9 protein-coding genes are annotated in these 20,562 nt (G+C 49.0%); 7 read left to right on the forward strand and 2 right to left on the reverse strand.

The window, feature by feature from the left end; translation table 11 throughout:
* Positions 1–43: 43 nt before the first annotated feature.
* The 7 genes from GPK83_RS16240 (at position 44) to GPK83_RS16270 (ending at position 19,505) form a co-directional block, all read left to right on the forward strand.
* Positions 44–12,640 carry a prealbumin-like fold domain-containing protein gene (locus GPK83_RS16240; protein WP_215705294.1) on the forward strand — a complete coding sequence of 4,199 codons (12,597 nt, stop codon included), beginning with the start codon at positions 44–46 and terminating at the stop codon, positions 12,638–12,640.
* Positions 12,618–13,997: a hypothetical protein gene (locus tag GPK83_RS16245; protein ID WP_215705295.1), complete on the forward strand. Its 1,380-nt coding sequence runs from the start codon at positions 12,618–12,620 to the stop codon at positions 13,995–13,997. Before GPK83_RS16240 ends, GPK83_RS16245 begins: the two co-directional genes overlap by 23 nt.
* 212 nt (positions 13,998–14,209) lie before the next feature.
* Positions 14,210–15,241 (forward strand): sigma-70 family RNA polymerase sigma factor, encoded by a 1,032-nt coding sequence (locus GPK83_RS16250; RefSeq protein ID WP_215705296.1) that lies wholly within the window; start codon positions 14,210–14,212, stop codon positions 15,239–15,241.
* Between the two features lie 22 nt (positions 15,242–15,263).
* The gene (locus tag GPK83_RS16255) at positions 15,264–15,548 is read left to right on the forward strand and encodes a hypothetical protein (protein WP_215630898.1); all 285 of its coding nucleotides are present in this window, start codon (positions 15,264–15,266) and stop codon (positions 15,546–15,548) included.
* Between the two features lie 684 nt (positions 15,549–16,232).
* The gene (locus GPK83_RS16260) at positions 16,233–17,471 is read left to right on the forward strand and encodes a hypothetical protein (RefSeq protein ID WP_215705297.1); all 1,239 of its coding nucleotides are present in this window, start codon (positions 16,233–16,235) and stop codon (positions 17,469–17,471) included.
* A gap of 16 nt (positions 17,472–17,487) precedes the next feature.
* Entirely contained in the window at positions 17,488–17,808 is a 321-nt protein-coding gene (locus tag GPK83_RS16265) for a hypothetical protein (protein WP_215705298.1), read from the forward strand.
* A gap of 197 nt (positions 17,809–18,005) precedes the next feature.
* A complete protein-coding gene (locus GPK83_RS16270) occupies positions 18,006–19,505 on the forward strand; it encodes an RRXRR domain-containing protein (RefSeq protein WP_215705299.1) in 1,500 nt (499 codons plus the stop codon).
* Between the two features lie 156 nt (positions 19,506–19,661).
* On the opposite strand, the gene GPK83_RS16275 is transcribed toward GPK83_RS16270, so the two are convergent.
* Both GPK83_RS16275 and GPK83_RS16280 read right to left on the reverse strand, forming a co-directional pair.
* Positions 19,662–20,285 (reverse strand): hypothetical protein, encoded by a 624-nt coding sequence (locus GPK83_RS16275; protein WP_215705300.1) that lies wholly within the window; start codon positions 20,283–20,285, stop codon positions 19,662–19,664.
* Between the two features lie 69 nt (positions 20,286–20,354).
* A complete protein-coding gene (locus GPK83_RS16280; RefSeq protein ID WP_215630902.1) occupies positions 20,355–20,555 on the reverse strand; it encodes a cold-shock protein in 201 nt (66 codons plus the stop codon).
* Positions 20,556–20,562: the final 7 nt, after the last annotated feature.

Raw genomic sequence — 20,562 nt, forward strand, 5'->3', positions numbered from 1 at the left:
TTCCATCCATAATTAGGACATCAAAATTAAAGGAGGAACGATCATGTTGTTCAAAACAGGGATCAGACGAGTGACAGGGCTTTTGTTATCCACAGCTCTGATATTTGGTAACATCGCGCCAAGCATGACTGCCTATGCCGTGGATGCGCAAAGGCCCGTCAATCCGGACGGAACAACGCCGAACGGAAACAAACCACAGGATACCATCAACACGGAGGGAACATACATCAATGATACCCCTGCGCGCCTGCAGGTATCTAAGGTAAAAACAGAAGTGGGCGGCCATGAAGGCATCGCTCCGGATAAGACGGACGCACCACAGAAAAACACAGTCACCTATAAAATTTCCGGTCGTGTGGAAGGTGCGGCCGCAGATCTGCTGCGGGATTACGGCGCAGACCACATCGAGCTGGCTTATTCTTCAAACAATGCCTATCTGGGTTACGGATGGCTCAAGGGTACCCTGGAATATCTCATGAACCGGAAGGCACAGGGGCTCAATGAGACCATGCAGATCATGTATAATGCCCAAGGCGTGTTCGAAGGCTATGCCTATGTAACACGGACATTGGAAACCGCAGACGATGCCAACCGCTACGTTGCCGGTGCCGAAATGGCACTGTATGATGCCGTGGAGATCTTCCGTAATCCGGAAGTAACCAGGGACGGGGAATACTATGGGGAAGATGATCGTTTCACCGGCGTAACCGTTGTCCGCGACTCCGGTTCCAATAACGTCACCAGTGTTTACGTGAATAAGGGACATGCCGGAAACCAGACTATGTACGTCCTTCAGAAAGAGGATGGAAGCAAGATCGAGATCGACAGTACTGGTAAAGTAGTGGACGATAACTACAACTACCAGGACGAGATCAATGACTCCGGCGACGGCGTATGGATCGCAAAAACCATCGAACGCGAGGACACCCCGATCCTGTTTTACAGCCTGGATAACCTTCATGTGACTTCCAATGATGAATACACATCCATTGGACTGACTAATACTTCCAAAGTGGACGAAGTATACGGCACGGAACGATACAATAAAGCGAATGCGCTGTATGGTTTTGACAAAGACGGAAACGTGGTAAACATTGATCAGAAGGACGAGCGTGATTTTTCCATTTATGCGTATGAAGCTGGAAGTGCACGCCCGGTCTATGAATTTGTCGGCGGCGATTTTAACGAGATCAGATACAGCCTGCCGAATAAGACCATCCGGGTCGGAAAAGACACCGTCATGTACCACCTGGACGAGGACGGCAACCGTGACGCCATGGTAGATCCGCAGACCGGTATTGCGTATATTGAGGAAAAGATCGAACCGCAGGCAGGCCACGACAATATCCATGATGTCAACGATACGGACAGCACGGAAAATACCAAGTTATTCGTCTGGCCGGTCAATGTCTTTTATGACGGTTCCGGTGCGAGCCAGGGCAATCAGTCCGGTTCCCGCACCTTCCAGAAGATCCTGACCACCAGAATCGCTACCATAAATGCGGATACCGCGCAGGAATATACCACCGGAACATTGAATGGCGCTTCTTTTGAGAAGAGCATGAACCCGGTTCTGGATATTTACGGGCATCCGGTCTACTACCGGAAATCCGATAAAACCTACGTCAAGGGCGAAGACCGCTATGATTATGATGGCGACGAGTATATCGGGTACACCTATAAGGATTCCCTGGATACCGAAAATGAGAATGCCTATAAGATCAACGACCATGAAAAACTGTACAACGGGGACGATGACAACCCGTTTGACCAGAGTACCCATTACCAGTATTCGGACAAGCAGGATGTGAAAGTCATTATCGACATGGACGGAAACTATATCGTAAACGGAAAGAGTACCGTTCCTGTCCCGGTAAGGGAAAACCATGTGTTTGCCGGATGGCTGATTGAACCGAACCGCCTGACCGCGAAAAAAACAGCAGTAGCGCGCTGGCAGAATGCGGACGGAAGTGGCATGGATGAAACCGAGAATACCCAGTGGTATTCCGACCGTGCAGCAACCGGGAAAACAGAGACCGTTACCGTGACCTTTGACGCAAACGGCGGTGAGTTTAAGAGTGGTTCCGGTGACATCCATTCCACGGATAATCTGCTTTACCGCAGACTCGGCGACGCCTATCTGATGGAAAACGTATGGACAACCGGAGAAAATACTCCGAATGACCCGTTTGACACCCAGAAAGTGGATACCGTGGAAAACACTGCGGATGGAAAGAACACCATCAGTGCTGACGGGAAAACCGGAAATGATGTATATTCCGATACCAAATCCGGCGGACAGGCTGACATGTTAAAGCGTGTCAACCAGGGCACCTACATCATGGAAGAGCGTAAAGCTCCGGACGGCTATGCAAAAGGGTTGCCGGTCGGCGTGACAGTCAATGAAAGCACGGATGTACAGACGTCAGAAATGACCGATACCACTGTCAAAGCGGAGTTTATCAAAGTGGATGCTCCAAACGGATACGAGAAAGATCTGTATGTAAACGGCGAACAGGAAAAGAATGACGCTGGAGCGGCCGTAACTGTAAAGGAAACAAAGGGGCAGTGGTATTTTAAGCATGTGAACGGTGCGGTTCTTGCATTAAAAGCTGCGGATACCAAAACAAAGAAAAGTTTCAGCGACTGGGTCAAGGTAACCGGCAATAAAGAGATTACGAAAAAAGAAGAAAACGGTTCCTGGTATCTGGAATTTGATACCTCATCCCCGCTGTTCTTAGAGGGCATCCCGGCCGGAAACTACACCGTAACCGAGGTTAAAACCCCAGATGGCTACGTAACCATGGAACCGCAGAATCTGACCATTACCGGGGAAAGCGGCGTGCAGATCTTCGGCATGACCGATGAGCATACCAGACTGGAAATCGAAAAATTCTATTATGACGGCATGCAGAACCGTCATATGCCGAATACCAACCGAGCAGGCCTGTCCCTGATCGACCAGGACGGCAATACCGTGGCGGAATGGAAAACGGATGATCTTTCCGATTATACCAACAACACGGAAAAGAAAACATCCACATCTGTGTGGACACGCATTGCGAATTTCTTCACCGGCAAATCCGCAAAGACAAGTTTTGTGGAAAGTTTTACGGAACAGGTTCAGAATGGAAATACGGACATGACGCAGTTTTCCTGGGAAGTAACCAGGGAAGCAGTGCGCTCCGGCACTTCCACTGCTGAAAAGGAGATCTGGATCATTTCCGACGGCACAAGAATCACCTGCCTGTCAGGGAATGCGCCGGACGATGCGCCGGAGGCATTCCGTGAGGCATATGCAAAGAGAAACCAGGAAGAAGGAAGCTTTACCTATCAGGAAACCATGTCAGCGGAAAAGGACGAAGCTGCCTCCAGAACCCTGTCCGACCAGGTATGGAATGTCAGCAACGGCACCAGAATGCACATCAGTATCTATCCGCTTAATGACGGAAATGAATCCGGCAGCCAGGCATACGGCGTTTCCTTCGGTTTTAACTACACCGACGGATATACAGGAAAATATGCCAATATGGTGACCTATGATACGGTTGACGGTATGCACCGCTTTGATTACATCCCGGAAGGCAACTATATCCTCCGCGAGACCGAAACTCCATCCGGCTATGTGACCGCCGCCGATAAGCAGGTAACGGTTGAAAACATGGATGCCGTTCAGAGATATACCTTAGAGAATAAAGAGAAACAGCTGTCCGTTGCAAAAATCGGGCAGAAAGATCAGACATACTACACCGGGACCCAGAATGGTTCCGCGCTCAGCGAGGAAGATGCGCAGCATGCCGCAGTCATCCCGGGAGCTTCCATGAACCTTTATTACAGCGAAACCGAGATTGCGGATTATGAAACCGCTTTTGCAGACGGTAAAGTCCCCGGCAGTGCAGTCCTGGCGGAAAGTTTTGAAACCGGCAAGGATGGCGTTTATACGGAAGCGGAATATAAAGCGGAACTGATCCGGAAGGACCAGATCGGCGACTACCGCCCGCACACGGTAACGGACTTAAAGAACGGCTATTATTATCTCGTGGAGGTTTCCGCTCCGGCATATTATGAAACAGCGCCGGTACAGGAAATCCATGTGACGGATTTAAGCACAGCGGATGCTCTGACCGGAATCCGCGTTGTGGATAAACCGCTCCCGGTTGCCGTAAAGGTTGTGAAGAAAAACAAAGAAGGAAGCCCGCTGGCCGGCGCGACTTTTTCTGTGAAGAATAAAACCCTTGGTGGCATCGAAGTGGGTACAATGACCACAGACGCAGACGGCAACGCAGCGTTAAACATTACCGATACCGCACGCTTTGCAGCAGATGGAAAACTCGACCCATATATCTTTACGATCACAGAGGTTAGCGCTCCGGCCGGGTACACGCTGGACCCGACCATCCATGAATTTACCATGGATACCAAGAAAGCGGACGGCGGTTCTGCGGCCATTATGGTAAACACGAAAGATGCCGCAATCAAAGACGGTGTCCTGACCGTAACAGATGAAGAGTCCCAGCTGACAGTTTCAAAAGCTGATTTTAAAGACGGTACCGCGGTTCCTGGGGCAAAACTGGTCATTTATGAAGCAGTACAGAAAAACGGAACCTGGAAGAGCAATGGAAAATCCATGAAAGAGGACTGGACCTGGAATGTAAAGGAAAACGAAAAGACCCATGCAGTCACCGGGCTGACCGCTGGCGGAACTTATGTCCTGCGTGAGGAAGAAGCTCCGGCCGGCTACACGAAAGCCGATGATATGTTCTTCCAGATCTCTGCGGATGGAACCGGAATCAGCAAGACCTGGTATGATCCGAAAGAGCAGAACATGATCGACTTTACTGCCGACAATACAGGTGCCGTGGAAAGCGTGACCTTTACGACCCATTCTGTACTCGGAACTTATGTCGTGCTTGAGGATTTGACGGACGGCACGGAGAAAAACCTCGGTACATTAAAGACCGGCGTTTTAAACCTTTCTTCCGATAATGTAATGGACGGAAACCGTTACCGCGCATCCGAGTATGTAAAATACACCAATGGAGCAACAGACCGGTTAAGTACCACAACATTCAATGCCAAACTGTATCATGACTGGATGCAGATTGATCTGAACGATGCAGTAACCGGGCTGAACGTGGAAGTCATGGACGCAGACGGGAAACCGGTTGTAACCTACACCCCGGACGGGAATGGCACTTATACCGTTGCCAATCCGCTGGAGGCTGACCCGAATGAGTTGACTGTTGTACGCAGTCTGACCAGCACGAATGGCGTGAACCACGCGGCGGCGCAGCCGGGAAAACAGATCCGTTACCGCATTACCTATCACGGCGCAGGCCAGGATGTGATTCTGGTTCCAGCAGACGGACTGACTTATTTAAGCACGGATGACCTGAAAAAAGATGGATCCGGCTACTATAAGGCAACAACGGAAAAAGAGGATGGCAGCTATACCATCGTTGCCGAAATCGATGACAATGCATCCGGCTATATCAACCAGAAGGTTTTCATCGGAGAAAGAAGCTATTCTTATTTGAATGTAGTTGCTGTCAATAAGGGTAGCGGCCTGTTTGAGAATACCTCAAAACTGGTGCTGACAAACGTTGTTTCCGGCACCCATCTGGAAAATGAGAATGCAGAGTTTACATATCATGTGACTCTGACCGGAGAGAATGGAGAAGCACTGGATGGATTATATGATTATCGCACGCGTTACTCTGATGGCGTATTCCGTGCAGCAGGAAAAGAGACGGACTTTACCGTAACCTTAAGCGGCAATGATTTCCTTTTGATCAATGACCTGCCGTACAATACGAAGTACGCTGTAACACGCATTGTGGCAGAGAACGATCCATTTACGGTTGCAAGCAGCAATACGGAAGGAAAAACTTCAAAAAATGCCGTAACCAATGTACTGTTTACCAATACAAGAAATGAGACCAGCAAACGTACGGTATTCCAGAAAAACGCAGACTACACGTTAAAGGAGAACCTGCTGTTTGCAAAGGCTGAGCCAATGGTCCTGAACCAGTACGAGTTCAGCTTCGGCGAAAAATGCCAGGTCAAGAACGTGACCATGCTGAATAAGAAAACAGAGGTATGGTTCACTAAAACAGACTGGACGGACTGTGAAGAGCTGGAAGGGGCAACCTGTCGCATCACGGATGAGGACGGAAATGTCCTGACCGATGAACTCGGAAACCCAATGGAATGGGTATCTACAAAAGAACCGAAGAAATTCACTGGTGTTCTGGAAGCCGGCAAGACCTACCGTTTCCATGAGGAAAAGGCTCCGGACGGCTACGGATATTCTGAGGATGTGACTTTTACAGTTTCCGAGGACGGAACCATTGATAAGGTTGTCATGCAGGATAAGCCGACCGTTGTTTCCTTCTCCAAGGAAGACTTTGCCGGTGCAGAAATCCCGGGTGCGTCCTGCGAACTGAAGGAATTAAAAGAAAATGGAAACAGTGAGGTGATTGACGCCTGGGTATCCGGTACAACACCACATGTCATTGAGGGAAAACTGACACCGGAAAAAACCTATATGTTCCATGAGGAAGGCGCTCCGGATGGATACACCTACTGCCTTGACATTGCGTTTACCCTGGACCGCGACGGTAACGTCAAAAATGCTCATTATATCAATGAAAGCGGCGAGACCGTGGTTTATGATGAGGACGGTAATCCTTCCGATATCGTCGTAAGAACCGATGAGAGTGGCATGGAAACTTACTGGAACGGGGAAGCACAGGTAACCCGCCAGGGAGACGACATTGTTGGAAATAACGGGGAAATCCTTGTAAAAGGTGCCAAAAAAGAAATCGAAGTTGCTGATAATATTCTGAAAATGAAAGATGCTCCGTTTGACACTACCTTACGCAAGGAAGATTTTGCCGGAAAAGAACTGCCGGGAGCTCTCTGCGTGATTTCCCGTGTCAATAAGGACGGAACCACCGCCCAGATCGACCGCTGGGTTTCCGAAGAAGGAAAAGACCACGAGATCGGAGAGAAGCTGTCTGCAGGAGCAACGTACCGTTACCATGAGGAAAAAGCCCCGGATGGATACGGATTCTCCCAAGACATCGAGTTTACGATTGACCGCAACGGACACATTGAAAGCGCCCACTACGTGGACAAAGATGGCAATAAACTCCTGTATGATAAAGAAGGATACCAGACCGATATCATCGTGAAGGAAGACGGCACATTTGAAAAAGACGGTAAACCGGTTACCGTGAACGAAAACGGTGATGCAGTGGATGAAAACGGAACCGTGCTTGCGGGCGGAGTAAAATCCGACATGCAGATCAAGGATAACGTGATCATCATGAAAGATGCATCGACCGATATCCACTTTGACAAGGTGGATTCCACAACCGGGAAGAGTCTGGCAGGTGCCGTACTTCAGGTCATTGATAAGAATGGTACGGTTGTTTCCGAATGGACAACCGATGAAACAGGCGCATTTGATTTAAAAGAAACTCTGATTGCAGGAGAATCCTATACCCTGCATGAGAAAGAAACCGTGGATGGCTATTATTACAGCTATGACGTAACCTTTACCGTCAACCGTGACGGAAAACCGCAGACAGTACAGATGCGCAACCGCGAGATCAAGGTGGTAACACCGCCGGATGAATATCCAAAGGTAGAGCCGCCGACACCGGAAACTCCGAACCCGGATTACACCATGGAAAAGGAGCGCACCACACCGGCCCCGGCAAAAGAAGGAACAAAGAAATTTGGTTTCTTTAAGGGAGATCGTGTGGAATATGACGTAACCATTGTAAATACCGGTTCCATGGACCTGACCATGGATGTGAATGATACATTTGAGAAGCCGGAGCTGTTCAGTACCCCGCAGGTGAAAGCCGTGAAATTCTACTTAAACGGCAGCGTGCGCCAGAATATGGAGTGCGGCAGCATCAACAGCATGAACGGTTCCGTGGCTAACATCACGATCCGCACCGGCGGCTATGCTGTGGTAACCTACGAAGCATATGTGCTGACGGATGAAGAGAACCTGTCCAATTCCGCACCGGATGATGGACTGGGCTACTTAAATACTGCAACCACCACCAACGTCATCGGTAAATACTACGAATACAGTGGGGAAGACCATGACGGCGATGGCAAGGGAGATGAAAAGACCGAGGTAACCGTAACCAAAGAAGATTTCCCGAAAGAACTGGAAGATAAAAAAGACGATGCGAACACTCCGGTACAAAAACCGGATACACCGGAAAATCCATCCTACCAGATGGACAAGACCAGAATCAGCCCTGCAGCACCAAAGGCAGAGACCGATAAATTCGGCTTCCACCGCGGAGACACCGTTACCTACCAGGTACGGATCGTAAACACCGGTGATCTCCCGTTAAAGATGTTCGTAACGGATGCCTATGCGCCGTCCGTAAGCAAATACTTTACAACTCCGGTAATCACTGCCATTGAAGGAGAGAATATTTCCGCTGCAGGACACGGCATTGGAACGCGGACTGCACGAATCCGTATTGAACCGGGTAAGGAAGCGGTTATTACCTATCAGGCAACTGTATCAGATACAGCACCGGAGCGCCTTTCCTGGACAGAAGCGGATGACGGAAGAGGATATCTGAATACTGCCAGAACCTATAATGTTATTGCCGAAAAACCGGACGGAACGGAAGGTGGCAAAGATGAATATCCGCAGATTCCGGATAAGGAAGATGACGCACACACCCCGGTACAGACACCGGAGACCCCGGATAAACCTGGCACGCCGGATAAACCGGACGAAAAACCGGATACACCGGAACCGGATAAGAAAGTATACCCGATCATCTGGCTGTTAAAAGACAGCGTGGACGATCCGGAACACATTCTTCCGGGCGGAACCTTCCAGGTGCTTTCCGAAGATAAATCGGAAGTCCTGATCGACAACTTTACCATGGACGGCACCTGGCAGGAATGGGATGTGGTACTGAAAGCAGACCATACTTACTGGCTGCATGAAGTGACTCCTCCGGCAGGCTACTCAAAAGCCGAGGACGTAAAATTCACCGTCAGCCATTACGGAGAGCAGGTGGAAGCGGCCATGACGGATAAACCGACCGATGTTGATATCCGCAAGGTGGACGCTGTCACAAAGAAACCTCTGGCCGGAGTCCTGCTGCAGATCATTGACAGAAACAACCAGGTCGTTAAGGAGTGGACAACGGACGCAGGCGGCGAGTTCATCGTAAGCGGAGAACTGATCGCAGGCGAAGAATATACGCTCCATGAGGTAGAGACCATTGACGGGTACTACTACAGCTATGACGTGAAATTCACCGTCAATGAAAACGGAGACCGTCAGACCGTTACCATGAAAAACCGACCGATCGTTGTGGTCAATCCGCCGGATGAGAACCCGCCGGATCACGTACCGGAAGGCAAGGAACCGAAATACGAGATGGAAAAAGAGCGTGTAACGGAAGCTCCGGAGAAAACCGGAACGGACAAGTTCGGTTTCTTTAAGGGCGATATCGTAACATACGACGTCACTATTAAGAATACTGGTTCCATGACTCTGACCATGGATGTGAACGATGCCTTCGAAGAGCTGGATCGTTTCACGACTCCGGAAGTTGACGCAGTCCGTTTCTACGGCCTGGCCAGCGGACGCTTAAACAGCTCCATGGGCACCTTAAACAGCGTGAACGGCTCCAAAGCCAATATCACACTGAAAGCCGGCTCTTACGCAGTGGTCACCTATAAAGCTACCGTCCTGACGGATAAAGAGAACCTGTCCAATTCCGCACCGGATGACGGACTGGGCTACTTAAATACTGCAACCACCACCAATGTCATCGGTAAGTATTATGAATACAGTGGCGAGGACAAGGACGGTGACGGCAAGGGGGATGAAAAGACCGAAGTAACCGTAACGAAAAAAGATTACCCGGATGAACTTGGAGACAAGAAAGACGACGCAAATACTCCGGTGCAGAAACCGGATAAGGAATACCCTTCCTACAGCATGGATAAGAGAAGAGTGGAAGATGCACCTGCCAAGGGCGATACCGGAAAATTCGGATTTAAGCCTGGCACGGCCGTAAGCTATGAGACCCGCATCAAAAACACCGGCACCATGCCGTTAACCATGTATGTAACCGATGCCTATGCACCGGAGATCAGCAAATACTTCAAGGATTTGAAGATTTCCGAAATCCGCGGCGAAGACCTGTCGGAATACGGCGAAGGAGTCGGATACCAGGTTGCGAAGATCCGAATCGAACCGGATGCAGAAGCGGTTGTTGTCTTCCAGGCAGTTATTACCAAAGATGCAGCGGAACGTTTGTCCAACGCAGCAAAGGATGATGGACTTGGTTACTTGAATACCGCGCGTACCTACGGTGTAAAGGCTGAAAAACCGGACGGCACCACAGGAGATTCCAAGGAGTATCCGGGAATCGGGGATAAGGAAGATGATGCACATACCCCGGTGCAGGGCGATAAGCCGGAACATGAGACGCCGGATTACCCGATCATCTGGCTGTTAAAGCACAGTGTCGGCGATCCGGACCATATCCTGACGGGTGGCAAGTTCCAGATCCTGTCAGAGGATAAGAGCGAAGTGCTGATCGACACCTTTGAGATGGAAGGCATCTGGAAGGAGTGGGATGTGGTACTGAAAGCAGACCATACTTACTGGCTGCATGAGGTAACCCCGCCGGATGGTTATACCGCTGCGGAAGATGTGAAATTTACCGTCAGCCACTACGGCGAGAGCATGGAAGTTCCGATGAGCGATGAAGGAACCAAAGTGACACTGACAAAAGAGAATTTTGCCGGACAGGAAGTTCCTGGTGCTTACTGTGAATTAAAGAAAGTGGGCAAAAACGGCGAACTGACTACAGTAGATGCATGGAGAAGCACCGATGTGCCGCATGTATTACAGGAAAAACTGATTGCCGGGGAAACCTACCGTTTCCACGAGGAAAATGCGCCGAAGGGTTACAATTACTCCGAGGACATTGAGTTTACTGTTGGAAAGGACGGTACCGTATCGGATGCTCACTACGTGGATAAGAACGGCAATACCTTACTGTATGATGAAAACGGCTATACCACATCCATTACCGTAAAACCGGACGGCACCCTGAAAAACGGCGAGACAACCGTGACCATTGACGAAAACGGTAATGCCGTACTTCCGGATGGAACCGTACTTGCCAAAGGCGTGCAGAAAGACATTCCGGTTACGGACAATGCGATCCATATGAAAGACGCGCCGACCAAGATGCGTTTCCTGAAGGTAGACCGCAATGGAACCGCTGTCAGGGGTGCAAAGCTGGTACTCCGCGCAGAAAACGGTGACGTAATTGATGCATGGGAGACCGATGGGAACCCGCATGACGTAGAAGGCGTCCTGGATGTTGGTAAGACATATACGCTGGAAGAGGATACCGCGCCGACCGGCTACTATAAGGCAGACCCTGTAACCTTTACTGTTACCAATTCGCCGGAAACACAGGTAATCCGCATGGTCGATGAACCGACAGAAATCAAAGTAGTGAAGACGAATGAAAACGGCAAGGAATTAAGCGGTGGTAAATTCTCAATCATCCGCAAGGATAACGGGGAAATTGCCGTGCCGGAATTCAGTCTGGATGGTTCCCTGCAGTTTACGGAAAGACTGGAAGCTGGCGTCACCTACCTCTTCCATGAGATTGAGGCGCCGAGCGGATACCAGATCTCTTCGGATATGGAATTTACCGTGCCGGTCACAAAACCTGGCAATATCCTTACCGTAACCATGGTGGACCATAAGAAACCGGGTGGCGGCGGCAGCCATGGCGGCGGTGGCGGCGGAAAATCATCCACGCCGACCGTTACCTTCCATAAATATGACGGAATGACCTTAAAAGCCCTGGAGGGAGCGGAATTTACCATTTACGATGCGGACGGAAAGGTTTACAAGACAGTGAAGACCGGACAGAGCGGATACGCTGCTGTATCGTTCGGGAAGACCGGAAAATACACTTACAAGGAAACCAAAGCTCCGGACGGATACGAGGCAAATGAAACCGTTTACGAACTGGAAATCACTTCTTCCACAAACCGCATGGAAAACGTGGCAAACTACGAAACACCGCGTACCGTGACGATCAAGAAAGCGGATGCGGAGACAGGAGAAAGCATCAAGGGCGTACGGTTCGAGATCACGGATGAATCCGGCAAGGTTGTATACAAAGGAACAACCGATGAATATGGCTTGATCAGCTTCAAACCGGGACAGTACGGCGCATATGCAGTAAGAGAAACCAAAGTACCGGATGAATACGAAATTTCTGATGGATACATCACATTTACCGTGAAGGCAAGCGGCGTGGAAGGTGAAACCACCTTCTATAACACCAAAAAGGACAAACCGAAACTTCCGGAGCCAGGCAAGAAAGGCTTCATTGATGCAACCTACAACAATGATGCCAACGGTTATGGAAACGGCTGGTTCGACCGTGACGGCAACTGGCACCCGTTTGCGGGAAAAGATAAGACCGGTGATTATTTCCCGTTCATGACTTTGTCCGCAATGCTGGCACTTGGCCTGATTGGATTTACAATGTCCAGAAGAAAGAAAGGAGAAAAGCATGCGCAGAACACTGAAAAATAGAACCTGCGCGGTCATCCTGGCCGGCACCCTCATTGCAGGGTGCCAGGCTGGAACCGCCTGGGCAGATATGGCAGAACCGTTTCCCATGACCGGTACTGAAAGGGCTGCTGTGGTGGAACCAGCCCCGGTGATGGAAACGGACGGAACCGGAGAAACAACGAAAGAATCAGGGGGTGAGACCCTGGAAAATATCGCCTTGACAAGACTTGAAAACGATGGCATCGCAGCAGTAAAAACGGACGGTGTGGAAGCTGGCGCGGATCAGTTTAGTACAAAAGTGACTTACCAGACCTATGATCCGGACGAGAATGCCGCGGCGCACCTCCCGGAAACCGTGGAAGTCAATGGAGAAACCTATCATGTGCTGGAATGGAAGACGCCGCTGGTTGTTTCCAAGGAAGCGACGCGGCCAAGAACCATGTCCTATGAAAGCGAAGTGTTTACCGGGGACGAAGCGGAACATATGCCGGAACAGGAAGTGACCGGAGAAGATGGACTTAACTATGTGTTGCAATCCAAAACGCTGAATATGCAGACTACAAAAGAACGGTCGGAATACAAGGAAACCACAGTGTCCTATAAAAGTGTTGAGGCAGGTGTACAGATTCAGGACAAAAAAGAAATCGAATTCCAGGACACGGACACAGGCCAGACCGTAAAGGCACCTCTGAATCTTGTGAGCCAGACAGTCAAAAAAGAGTATTGGGATGACACGTTCCAGTTCGATATCACGATCCACGGCTACGATGCGGATATCCTGGTGTTAAACGGAAAAGAAATTCCAAAGGATTCCGATCTGATGGACTATAAAGATGATCTTCTTGCCATCCTGCATCTGAATCCGTCTGCATACCGGATCAACTCCATCGACCTGCAACCGGTCGAAGGAGAAAGCGATATCCGTACCGCAACTGCGTATGGAAGCAAACTGGTCAGGGACATTGATGCAGTCTATAGTGGCACCGTAACACTCCCATCCATTTCCGGAAAAACATGGAGCTGCTTATATGAAGAAAAAATCCCGGACGAGGAACAGACTATCTATACGATGTCCGTGACGGTTTCCTATGAAAAGGGGGATGGCACGGCCCAGTCAAAAAGTCTGTTTGAACGGGTCAAGGATGCGGTTGTCGGTTTCATTACGGCAGCGTACCAGGCAGCAGCTGCAGCGTTTGAGGAACATCCGGTCATTACATCCATTCCGGTGATCCTGGCAGCAGCATTTATTGCTTTCCTGATCACAAGGAAAGTACGGAACCGCTGCATTTACAACGGAGAAATGAAGTGTCTGTATAAGAAACACAACAAGGATATCTGTAAGAGTTGCCCACATTACAGACAAAGAAACAGTGTCTGACAAAAGAACTTGACAAAAAAATGACGATGTTTTCATACAACGGTCGCAGAAATATCTGTGGCCGTTTTTTCATTCCATGTGGCCGATTTTCAAGCGCGTATTGCGGTTAGCCGAAAAATGTCGTGCATCGATGACCTATTCATACCGAAAGACGGGGAAAAAATTCCATAATTGGTGCAGCAATAAGACGAGCAGAAAAAGGAATGAGATAGATGTTGAAGAATAAAAGCATTTGGCAGGAATGTGCAAACGCCGTTTTCCAGGCAGAAAACAAAGACCGGGAAGAACAGGCTTTTCAGGAATTACAAACAGATACAGAATTTGATCCGGACACCGAAGCGGAACTGGATAAGGAACTGGAACGCGAGCCGGATAGAGAACTCATGGATGACGGCAAAATTGAAATCAATGATTATTATACACGTATGATCCGCAGTATTCCGATTCTTTCGGTAGAAGAGGAACTGTACTGGGCGAAGCTTGCAAAAGATGGAAAAAATGAAGAGGAACGGAAACTCGGCAGGACCAAATTAATTGAACATAACATGCGTTACGTATTAAAGATTGCGCATCATTTTACCAGCATCGGCCTGACTCAGGATGATATTGCCCAGGAAGGAGCCATGGGGCTGATGATGGCAGCAGAACGATTTGATTATACGAAAGGGTATCGGTTTACAACCTATGCAACCTGGTGGATCCGTCAGAAGATCACAAGGGCGATTGCCGATCAGAGCCGGACAATCCGCATCCCGGTACATTTGCATGAAAGCCTTAGCCGATTAAGAAAGGCGGAAGCGCAGGCAAAACAGCAGATGCTCGGTGCAGAGGCAGAGATGCAGTTTATCTGTGAATATACCGGATTTACCAGGGAAAGAGTATTGGAGCTTATGGCGTATCGGCAGGATACTGTTTCTCTTGATACTCCAATCGGTAATGATGATGGAGATTCGGACAGCACTCTTGGAGATTTTGTTCCAGATTCTGTCGGTATTTCTCCAGAAGAAGCAGCAATTCGTGCCAATATCCACGAAACAATCATGGATTGCATGGATTCTTGCCTGACTGATCGGGAGCGAGAGGTAGTGAATTACCGATTTGGTCTGGATGGTTCCAAACCACTGACGCTGGAAGAAGTCGGATTGATCATGCACGTCACCCGTGAGCGCGTCCGCCAGATCGAAGCGAAGGCACTCAAAAAAATGAAAAACCCGAAATACAAACTGCAGATTAACCTGCGGTAGGTAGCATAGAAAGGAGAAAAAAATGACAAAGAAGATGAGAAAACAGTTGAATCGCCAGCAGGTATTTGTCCTGCGCAGCTTCAAGGGAGAGGAAAACGGACGGCATAGATACTTCGAGTATCTGCGTGATATTTACAAGGATGATCCGGATACCTTGGCGGATATTGATACGATGGAAGAAATGCAGAAAGGTGTCGATTCTGTTGAGGCGCCTGCTGCACACGACAAAACGAAGCAGATGTTTTATGAGTTCATGGACGACTTCAATCAGTCCATCGGTTATACAGCGGAAGATTCGGGAAAGTAAACTTGACTCCTCGTAGGCGAGAAAAACAAAGGTTCTTCGGAGCCGAAGCCCACACTTCAAGGCATAAGCCTAAGTGGCGGGTAGTTCACCCGGATACTGGGAGCTCGTGACTTCAGTCATGAGAAACGGTTTCACTATACTTATATTCCAATCGCCCAGACTCTAGTTTTACTGGTTGCGGATGGATCATCACCTTACCAAAGACCCACCTTAGACGTGGGTCTGTATAGAAACTTACATACCGTGGCCTGTTCTATGAAAACGGGACCCACCTTAGGCGTGGGGCTGTATAGAAACGCAGTCTCTGGAAGAGATGCGGCAAGCCGGTAGACCCACCTTAGGCGTGGGGCTGTATAGAAACCTGATAGGTTTATCAGAAAACACCAGATAGTGAGGGACCCACCTTGAGCGTGGGGCTGTATAGAAACTATTATGATCCGGCACATGTGGTGGGTAAGGAAGATCCGCCTTAAACATGGGTCTGTATAGAAACGTGGTTACGAAAAACTTGGGACCTGCACGGTGCGACCCGCCTTATGTGCGGGTCTGTATAGAGACTCGAAACTCGAAATTAGAAACTAAAAAATAGAGATCAGAAGGGAGGAAACCATCATAGAAACTGAAAAAAAATTATGTGAGATCTGCGGCGCCGAAATGGCCAGAGAAGAAGGTCTGCACGAATTTATGTGGGGTATTTACCGTTACCACGGAGAAGCAGTATCATATCGTTGTCCGTACTGCGGTTACGAAAAACTTGGAACCTGCATGGTACAGTTCTGGGAAGATGACACTCCTGACACATCCGGTAATCAGGAAACGGGAAGACCAAATACACCCGGCATTCTTTCAGAAGAATCTGAAAAAGAAAAAGAGGGACAGCTAGAGAAAATGCCCGCGGATAACAAGCAGAGCTTTTTTGCACATGTAGCGTCGCGAGTAAAGAAAGCGTTCCAGGGCGCCGCAGGAGAACAGAAAGAGGAAGAAAAGGAAACAGAAGAAGAAACCTTACAACCTGATAAAGCCGATGAACCGGAACAGGAAAAAGAAGTACCGGAAGTAAATCTGGATACAGACCCCGAGGAGCTTCAAGAGTTCCGCCCAAAACAAACAGGCGAAGATGGGAAACCTGACGATGTGGATAGCGTCAAAACCAATGGGGGAGTAGTGCTTCAGAAAAAGGATGTTCAGAAAACCAAACCGAAGAAAGAAGATGGTGCCGCTAAAGAAGACTCAAGGGAAAACGAGGAGAAGCCTGATAGGAATGTGCCAGCGGAAGAAACAGAATCAAAGCAGCCCAAAAATTCGAGTGTGACGGAGCATGAAGTTCCAACCAAACACAACGAAACGTATAGAAACGATAACGGGAAACAGGAAATTTCCAAAGAAGAGACCGCCGCATCCGAAACGATAAAATCGGCCCAGGACACTTTGGACCAGACAGACACCAAAGACGAAAGTGGCCAGAAAGAAGAGGCCGAAGAGAGATACGCACAGGAGCCGGAAAAGGTCCCGAAAATGTTTACAGAAGTCAAGGGAAAGCCTGTACTCTCCGATGAATGGATCGCCTATATGTTTGAACATCATCCGAAGCGTTTTACAGCATGGTTCAACCGCTTTGCTTCCAAGCAGCAGAAGGAGCGTTACTATTTAAACACCCACGTACCGAAAATCAGTGTTATTATGAATGATATTCTGTATGACACAGAGAAAGCGGAACAGTATCTGGCAGAAGAGAAGGATATCCGCGACGGGAAGATGAAAGTATTTTATTATCGGATGCCGGCAGGTTATTTCTTTAAGATCCTAAGTATCATGGGGCGGAGTGATGAGCTGGTGACCATGGAAAAGAAAGATGTGAAAAAACTGCTTGGGAAACGACCGGACATTTACCGGAAAATAATCCCGGATGAAATCAAAGAGTAGGAAGGGGCGCTCTGACATGACTAAAAGTACATTCGAAAACATGTTTCAGACCATACCGCTGGTACAGAAAGGAATGGAAATCGGTTCATCCCCGATCCCAAAAGAACAGGCGGAGCATTTTCCCGGTTGTGTGAGCGGTACTCTGTACTATGCAGAAAAGCAGAACGAATCTCAGTGTGTTGCATTTGGTGTAACATTTCCAGAATACTATGTAGTAGCCGCAACTCTGCAGGACGGGCGGCAAATCTCCATTCGTAAAGAAACGGAAGAGGAACTGTATGATCTGCTGTACCGTGTATTTTATGCGCCGGAGCGTATTACGGAACCGAGTCAATGACCCATGACTGAAATCACGGGCTTGCAGATGCAGGTCCTGATGGAAGAAAGGGTTACTGAGCAGAGCAGTGACATGTCATTCGCCGCGGGGTGATTCCAAGCTCCGCGCTCCGGCTAGACATGCCCATGCTATGGAAACTTTAACGGTATGTGCGGTTTTCCGCTCATACCGGCTTACAACAAATAAGGAGTTATTAGATGAGATACGTATATGTACTGGATGTAGACGGGAAACCGCTCATGCCAACCTGCCGTTTCGGCAAGGTACGCCGGATGCTGAAATCCGATCGGGCAAAGGCAGTGGATACCTTGCCGTTTACCATTCAGCTTACCTACAAACCAAGGACCCGTATCCTTCAGCCGGTCACGTTAGGCCAGGATCCGGGACGAACCAACATTGGAATGGCTGCCGTCCGTTTTGACGGAAAGGAACTGGGGCGGTTCCACTGCTTAACCCGGAATAAGGAAATCCCGAAGCTGATGGCAGACCGCATGGCGACCAGACGGGCTTCCCGACGGGGAGAACGCCTGGCAAGGAAACGGCTCGCCAGAAAGCTGCATACAACGGCAAAGCATCTGGAAGGAAGAATGCTTCCAGGATGCAGTGAACCGATAGCGGTCAAAGACATCATCAACACGGAATCACGGTTTAACAATCGTCTGAGACCGGAAGGATGGCTGACGCCGACGGCTACGCAGCTGCTGAGAACACACATCAACCTGTTCGTAAGACTGGCAAAGATCCTTCCGGTCACGGACGTGGCCATAGAACTCAACAAGTTTGCATTTATGCAGCTGGATAATCCGGAGATGAAGAAACGGGAGATTGATTTCTGCCACGGTCCGTTATGCGGAACCGGCGGACTGGAAGCAGCAGTGAAAGAACAACAGGATGGGAAGTGCCTACTGTGTGGAAAAGAGTCTATCGGCCATTATCACCATATCGTGCCGAGAAGCCGCCGTGGCAGCAACACGATTGCAAACATCGCCGGTCTTTGTCCAAAGTGTCATGAACTGGTACATAAGGATGCGGATACCGCAGAGAGACTGACAGAGATGAAAACCGGGCTCACGAAGAAGTACGGCGGCACATCGGTATTAAACCAGATCATTCCGAAACTTGTGGAAACGCTGGCGGATCTGTTCCCTGGCCATTTCCATGTGACAAACGGATGGAACACGAAGGAATTCCGCGAGAAACACCATTTGGAGAAAGATCATGACGTGGATGCCTACTGCATTGCCTGCAGCCACCTAAAACCGGAAGAGACACTGGTGGAAACCGAACCGTTTGAGATCCTGCAGTTCCGGAAGCATAACCGTGCCATCATTCATCACCAGACGGAACGCACCTATAAGCTGGATGGTGTGACGGTGGCGAAAAACCGTAAGAAGCGGATGGAACAGAAGACGGATTCATTGGAAGACTGGTATGTGGATATGGCCAAGGAACATGGGAAGACGCAGGCGGATGCCATGCGTTCCAGGCTTGCTGTCATCAAAAGCACCAGATATTACAATACACCGGGACGCATGATGCCAGGAACCGTATTCCTGTATGAAGGGAAACGGTATGTGATGACCGGCCAGATCACGAACGGAAAGTATTATCGTGCTTATGACCAGGAAAAACGGAATTTTCCGGCTGTAAAAGTACGGATTCTCACAAAGAATACCGGGCTTGTATTTGTGGCGTAAAACACGCAGGAAGCATAAAGCCTCCTTGCATGTTTCGCGCGCTGTATCTCATGACTAAAGTCACGAGTCTTAGCGCGCTTATCTATAAACATCGCAGCAAGAAAAAGCTTCCTCGATTTGCGGGGAAGCTTTTCTTGTGCCAAATTCTATGCATGGTTATTTTGGCGATCTTTGTTTTGGTTCTGCAATCCGGTCAATACCGTATCGTTGCTCAATGCAAATCTGCGGTACATGAAAATATTTGCAGCCGCGATCAATCTTGAACATACCGTTAAGCCGGTGCTTTTTCTGATTTTTGGACTTCTTCACAAAGTCCAGAAACTGTTTGCGCGGCATCATGAATGCCCTGGCAAAGGCCTGCGCCCGGCACTCCGGATCACTTCCAGGACCAAGGTCATGAAAATGGATAATTTGTCCAAGCGGTTGCCTCCGCCACAAGTCCTCATCCGTTTGGAATCCCATACCGATAAATAACAGCCCAAGCAGCTTAGTGGCCGCATAGTTGTAGCAGGCAACTGGATCATCCATGGGAACTTTGTACTGCCAGAGATTCAGGATAAAGGTATAATCTCCAGTTTTGATGACACCATGACCGAAAACGTCTTTCGCCTCTTCAATTTTTCCACCAAGCATTTCAACAACGGAATCAATATCCTTGATCGGAATGGCAATGTGATATGCATCCAGGACACCCTCGGCAATCTTTTGAATCTGCCTGATCTCCGCCAGTTCTTCTGCCTGCTGTTTTAAAAACAGCTGCGTAAGCTCTTCGTTTGTCATAAACATTCTCCTCTCAATACCAAAAGACCCGCCCTGATAACAGGACGGGTATTCCGGATCTTTTTGTGATTAGATTGCGGATACACAGGTAGCAACCGGACGACCGGAAGCATCGCTGCCAGCGGTAAAGCTTACACGCTCATCAGTGTGCAGGGTCTTGTAGCCATCTGCCTGGATCTGACTGTAATGGACAAAATAATCCTGTCCGTCATCACCAACGATAAATCCGTATCCCTTGCGAGTGTCAAACCACTTTACTGTTCCATTCATAACTTGT

It is taken from the genome of Clostridium sp. MCC328 (assembly GCF_018785465.1).
Lineage (GTDB): Bacteria > Bacillota > Clostridia > Lachnospirales > Lachnospiraceae > Pilosibacter > Pilosibacter fragilis.